Below are 5,685 nucleotides of genomic sequence, written 5' to 3' on the forward strand. Positions count from 1 at the left end.
TCGACCCTCACCTCCTCCCTCACTCGACCCTCGCCCTATTCCTCACTCGACCCTCACCTCCTCCCTCATCCAACTCCCCACTTTCGCCCCCGCCCGACTCTCACTCCCGTGTCCGCTGTTCTCGTCACTCACCACTTCGTTCCCCTCCGTTCCGCGTCTCCGACCCGTCCGGTCAGAGCGACCCGCTCGCGGACCACAACCCCCGCCCCGCGTCGCGCGCGGCGTCCGCGTCTGCACGGAACGCCGCCCGCCGAGGGTGGCCCGCGTCGGTCGCCCGCGCGTAGCCGTCGCCGAGCAGCGCACGGTTGAGGCGTCGGCCGTCGACGTCGACGTAGGCGACGAGCAGCGGTTCCGGCTCGTCGTACCCACCCGCCGTCGAGGCGGGCGACCGCGTGACGTTCGACTGGGCCGTGACGTACACCGTCGCGCGCTCGCCCTCTGCCGTCGCCGTCAGCGCGTCGTGTGCCTCTGCCCCCCACACGTCGAGGTGCGCCCGGCCGGCGGCCGTCGCCGGGACTCCGGGGAACGCCGCGGGCCGCTGTGGTTCGTACCGCTCGGGCGCGTCGACGCCCACGAGGTCGACGGTCGCGGTCGCTCCGTCGTCGAAGGCGACGCGGAGCGTGTCGCCGTCGAGCACCCGCAGGACCGTCACCGACCGGCCGCCCGGGAACGGGTCGGGCGTCGTGTCGGTCGGCGATAGCCCGTCCGTGGTCGTCGTCTCGGTTGTCGTCGTCGACGCGGTCGCGTCCGATGACGGCCCGCTCGCCGGACTCGTGCTCGTTCCCCCCGACCCACCTGCCGCGCCGCTCGACCCGACCCCGCCGACCGCCCCGGACACCGTCGTTCCTCCCGTCCTCGCCCCCGCCGCCGTCGAGTTCGGCGTCGTCGTCGCCCCCGTCGTCGCGCTCCCCCGATTTCCCACACTCGTCGTGGCGTTCGGTTCGTCCACGCCGACCGCGTTGCGCCCCTTCGCTCCGTCAGGCCCGCTTACTCCGTCACGTCCGTCGGTCGCGTTCGCCGGGCTCGGGGGGTTCGCGGATCGGTCGCTCCCCGGTGTCGACCTCGCCTTCGAATCGGTCGCCCCCCCGTCCGTCGTTTCGTCCGGCGGCCGGCCGTCGCCGTCCGCGGTCGCCTGCGGCGTGTTCGCCGCCTCCCCTCCGTCGTCGACCTCCCCCGCCAGCGTCGGCCCGCCGCAGCCGGCGAGCAGGACGAGCAGGGCCAGCGCGACGGCTCCCCACCGACCGCTGTCGGACCCACCGGCGCTCCGCGCCCCCCCGTTCACTCGTCTAGCGTGTCGGCTCTTCCCGATAAGGGCTCGCTGAGCCGGTGGTCACCGGCGGCAGTGGGCCCCGGGTAACCGTCGACGGCCCGGTCGTCGCCCGATTCGCTCGATCTCCTCGACCCGGGAGACCCGCCCGAATCGCGCGACTCTCTCGATACCCCTCTCCTCCCTTCCCCCTCGCGCTCCCCCATCCCTCCACTCCGGCCCCCACCGTCCCGGTCGCCCCGGCAGCCTCTCTCCGCGCCCCTCCCGACCGCACGGGGTCGGAGGCGCCCGAACGCGGGGTCGAAAGCGCTCGGACGCCGACCCCGGAGACGTGTCGCCGATGCCGTCTCTCAGAAGTTCCGAACAGAGTGGTTCGACGATAAAAAGTCGTATGTAATCGTACGCCGACCCACCCCCATGGACGAGCAGGCACTCGACGAGCATCTGGAGGCGCTCGCCAGCGAGCCCCGCCGGCGGCTCCTCCTCGCGCTCGTCGACCGGCCGACACTCGGCGTCCCCGAGGACGTCATTCTCCGGAGCGACGCGGACGACGAGCACGAGGAGCTCGCGCTCAGACACTGTCACGTCCCGAAGCTCGCAGACCACGGCTACGTCGAGTGGGACCGGAAGTCGGGGGAGCTCTCCCGCGGCCCGGCGTTCGACTCGATAGAACGGGTACTCCTCTCGGTGTGCGCCCTCGACCGATGAGGTGACGGACGCTGTGTGGCCGGTCGATTAGCCGATTCGTCGGAGGCGCGACTAGTGGACGTCGCCGCCACACCGCTCGGCCGCTACACCGCCGCTCCGTTGCTACACCGCTGCACCGCCGCCACACCGCTCCGCCGCACCGCCGCCGACTCCCGGAACCTCGGCGTCGTCCGCTTTGTCACCGCATACTTATCCCCCGTCCCACTCAGTCGTCACACATGACAGACACCGACGTCCGCGCCGTCGCCGAGCGCACCGGACGCATCCTCGACGAGGTGTCCGGGGCGGTCATCATCGATCGGTCGACCCTCGAGACCATCCTCACCGGCTTCGTCGCCCGCGGGCACGTCCTCCTGGAAGACGTGCCGGGGACGGGGAAGACCCTCACCGCCAACTCCCTCGCGACCGCGCTGGGGCTCTCCTTCTCGCGCATCCAGTTCACGCCGGACCTCCTCCCGGCCGACGTGACGGGGACCCACGTGTTCAACGAGCGCGAACGGGAGTTCGAGTTCCAGCCCGGCCCCATCTTCTCGAACGTCGTCCTCGCCGACGAGATCAACCGCGCCTCGCCGAAGACCCAGTCGGCCCTCCTCGAAGCCATGGCCGAGGGGCAGGTCACCGTCGACGGGGAGACCCGGAAGCTCCCCGACCCGTTCTTCGTCATCGCGACGCAGAACCCGGTCGAGCAGGAGGGGACGTTCCCCCTGCCGGAAGCGCAGAAGGACCGGTTCATGGTGAAGACGCGGCTGGGCTACCCCGACGCCGAGGGGGAGCTCGAGATAATCAACCGCCGTGCGGACCGGACGAGTCGCACCCCCGAGGCGTCGCCGGTCTGCACCGAATCGGAGGCGGCGGCGATTCAGCACGCCCCGGAGGCGGTCCACGTCGAACCCGACGTGCGCCAGTACATCACCGACGTGGCCCGAGCCACTCGCGCCGACTCCAGAGTGCGCACCGGCGTCTCGCCGCGCGGCACCCAACGGCTGTTCGAGGCGGCCCGCGCCCGCGCCGTCGTCGACGGCCGCGACTACGTCACGCCCGAGGACGTGAAGGCCGTCGCCCCGCCCGTCCTCGCCCACCGGCTCGTGCTCACCGCGGACGCCCGCGTCGGCGAGGTGGAGAAGCGCGACGTGGTCGCCGACATCCTTGGTCAGGTCGAGGTGCCGACCGTCGACTACGAGGCCTCCGCGGCCGCCGGCCGCTGAGGCGCGGAGGACCCGCAGACGCTCCCCTTCGACGCCAGTCTGTCTCGGCGCCGCTCCGCTCCGACGGAGGTCCGCTCCGACGCCGGTTCGTTCCAACGCCGGTTCGTTCCGATACCGGCCCGCCCCGACCTTCGGGTCAGGGTGTCGGCGCCGGCTCGTCGAGCGACTCCGGCGGCACCCACTTCCCGGCCGCCGCGAGCCGGTCCAAGCGCCCCTCCGGGGAGTGGCCACCCCTCTCCGTCTCGCAGGGCGTGACGAACGCGACGTTCTCGCCGACGTACTCGGCCATCAGCAGCATCGGCAAGTCCTGGAGCGTCGTCTCCGGACCCATCCGCCCGACTCCACCCCGGTGGACGGGCGGGAGCGGCAACTCGACGCCGTGGGTGGCTGCCCACTGCTCGAACGCCGCGAGGTGACTCCGCGCCGCGTGTTCCCGGACGCTCGACGGCCGGCGTCCGGCGAGGTCTATCTGGTGGTCCCACTCTCTCGTCCGGAACGCGTCGACGACGCCGCGCCCGACCAGCCGTTCGACCCGCTCGATGACGAGGTCGTGCTCGGCGTCGAGACAGTCGCGGTCCGCCCACACCCACAACTCGATGGTCTCCGGCGTTTCGGGTTCTCCGGTCGACTCCCGGTGCTCGCCCCGTTCGCCCCGTTCGTGCCCGTTCATGATGCTCACCCGGGAGGCGTCGCCTCCCTAAACCGTGAGTAGGCCGCTCGCGTAGATATGCCCCTCGCACGGCCGCGACGGGACGCCGACAGGTCGGGTCGGGGCCGGAAGACGCCGCCACGGAAGATTCGACATCGACGCGGAAGATTCGGCGCTAGCGCGGTGCCGGCTCCGACACGTCGAAGTCGTTGTCGGCGACGCGGATGCCCGCCGCCGCCACGTCGTCGACGGCGAGCGCCATCGCCTCGCCCGGGCCGCCTCGGGGGTCGTCCATCGGCGGGTGCGCGAACTGGTTGCCGACGATTCGCCCCCCCTCGAGGGGCGTCCCGCGGACGAAGATTCCCGTCTCGGGCTCCCCGTCCGGACCGGTCCGGGCCATGACGACGTTGTCGACGATATCGACGCGGCGCCCGGCCTGCGAGCCGGCGTCGTCGCTCACCTCCTCGGCGCGGTGCATGTCGAAGACGTGGCCGCAGGCACGCGGTCCACAGAGGTTGTCGCGGGCGACGTAGGCGGCGTCGGCGAACCCGTCGCAGGCGACCGCGTGGCGGTTGTCGTCGAAGTAGTTCGACTGAACGAGGGGGTCGCCGTGGAACACCGTCACCCCGTATCCCAACTGCCGGAGCGCGTTGTCCACGAAGTGATTGTGGTGGACGTGCGTCCGCGCCACGGCGCCCGAGCGCCCGACCTCGACGCCGGCGTGTCCCCAGCCGCGGAAGGCGCAGTCGTCGACCTCCGCGTCGTCGGCGTCGACGCTCACCGCCGTCCCCTCCTTCCACCAGACGTACTCGGCGAAGTCGGTCTCCGGCGCCTCGAAGCACAGACCGGTGACGCGGCTCCCGTCCCCGGCGAGTCTGAACAGCGGCCGGGGTCGCTCGTTTGGCTCGTCCGGGTCCCGCACGAGGAGGCGGGCGCCGGGCGACCCGTCGAGACCGCGGTCGGAGGCGACGGTGACGCCGGGAGCCGGTTCGAGCCCGGCCAGGTCGGTCACGTCGAGGGTCGCGTCGCCCGGAATCCAGACGACCTCGTCCCGACCCGCGGCGTCGACGGCGGCCGCGAGTTCGCCGGCGTCCCGGACGACCCGGTCGGCGTCGGCTTCGGTCACCCGGTCGCCACAGGGGCGCTCGTGCTCCCGGAACGCGTCGGGGTCGTACCCGTCGCCGCCGCCGAGCGCGGGGAATCGCGAGAGGGCGGCCGGCAGGGGGTGAGAGTACTCCATCGTCCGCCCGGAGTCGACGCCGCGGCAAAAACCTGTTCCGGACACTCGCCACTCGGTCCGCCCCGGCGGTGCGCTCGTCGGTTCGTGTGCCGTCGGTTCGTACGCTTGTGTGTTCGGGTGCGCGGACGCTCGGTGCTCCGCCTCTCGCGCCTCCGGTCTCGCCGCGTCCCGTCGGTGTCCCGGCAACACCCCGGCCGAACCGTGCCACTCGTTGGCGTGGATTCGACGGCTATCGACCGGATAAACCGGCCAGAAACCCCTGAAACGGCTCGAAACAGTGTGTAACGGTCGGGGCTGACTTATCCCTGTAGCCCTTGGTCGTAATCGATGGCGTCGACGGGGCGTCCACACGAAGACCCCACTCCCGTGCGACACCTGTCGCCGGACGCGGTCCGGTCCCGGCCTCGGCACGCGGCCGGCGACGTCGTGTGACACCGTCGATGCCATCCGGGCGTGGCGTCCCACCACCGCGCCGCGCCGAAGGCACCCACCACCCACCCCACATCGACCACCCACCCACCACCCACCCCACATCGACCACCCACCCACCACCCACCCCACATCGACCACCCACCCACCACCCACCCCACATCGACCACCCACCCACCACCCACCC

At 72.0% G+C, this 5,685-nt stretch carries 5 protein-coding genes; 2 read left to right on the plus strand and 3 right to left on the minus strand.

What is annotated here, in order from left to right:
• Nucleotides 1–172: 172 nt before the first annotated feature.
• Entirely contained in the window at nt 173–1,282 is a 1,110-nt protein-coding gene (locus tag N5095_RS22315) for a thermonuclease family protein (protein WP_267619759.1), read from the minus strand.
• Nucleotides 1,283–1,684: 402 nt separating this feature from the next.
• Between N5095_RS22315 and N5095_RS00030 the strand changes: the two genes are divergently transcribed.
• Together N5095_RS00030 and N5095_RS00035 are read left to right on the plus strand one after the other, a co-directional pair.
• Complete coding sequence (locus N5095_RS00030; RefSeq protein ID WP_267619760.1) at nt 1,685–1,975, plus strand: DUF7344 domain-containing protein; 291 nt, start codon at nt 1,685–1,687, stop codon at nt 1,973–1,975.
• Between the two features lie 218 nt (nt 1,976–2,193).
• A complete protein-coding gene (locus tag N5095_RS00035) occupies nt 2,194–3,180 on the plus strand; it encodes an AAA family ATPase (RefSeq protein ID WP_267619761.1) in 987 nt (328 codons plus the stop codon).
• Between the two features lie 136 nt (nt 3,181–3,316).
• On the opposite strand, the gene N5095_RS00040 is transcribed toward N5095_RS00035, so the two are convergent.
• Together N5095_RS00040 and N5095_RS00045 are read right to left on the minus strand one after the other, a co-directional pair.
• Entirely contained in the window at nt 3,317–3,850 is a 534-nt protein-coding gene (locus N5095_RS00040) for an HTH domain-containing protein (RefSeq protein ID WP_267619762.1), read from the minus strand.
• Nucleotides 3,851–4,004: 154 nt separating this feature from the next.
• Nucleotides 4,005–5,069, minus strand: coding sequence for a hypothetical protein (locus N5095_RS00045; protein WP_267619763.1), 1,065 nt, complete (start codon nt 5,067–5,069; stop codon nt 4,005–4,007).
• Between the last annotated feature and the right edge of the window lie 616 nt (nt 5,070–5,685).

This window comes from Halobium salinum (genome assembly GCF_026586625.1).
GTDB classification, from domain to species: domain Archaea; phylum Halobacteriota; class Halobacteria; order Halobacteriales; family Haloferacaceae; genus Halobium; species Halobium salinum.

Bases quoted from the DNA above. Each gene is read 5' to 3' on its own strand.
- N5095_RS00030 (WP_267619760.1), top strand. From the start codon at position 1,685: ATGGACGAGCAGGCACTCGACGAGCATCTGGAGGCGCTCGCCAGCGAG.
- N5095_RS00035 (WP_267619761.1), top strand. From the start codon at position 2,194: ATGACAGACACCGACGTCCGCGCCGTCGCCGAGCGCACCGGACGCATC.
- N5095_RS00045 (WP_267619763.1), bottom strand. From the start codon at position 5,069: ATGGAGTACTCTCACCCCCTGCCGGCCGCCCTCTCGCGATTCCCCGCG.
- N5095_RS00040 (WP_267619762.1), bottom strand. From the start codon at position 3,850: ATGAACGGGCACGAACGGGGCGAACGGGGCGAGCACCGGGAGTCGACC.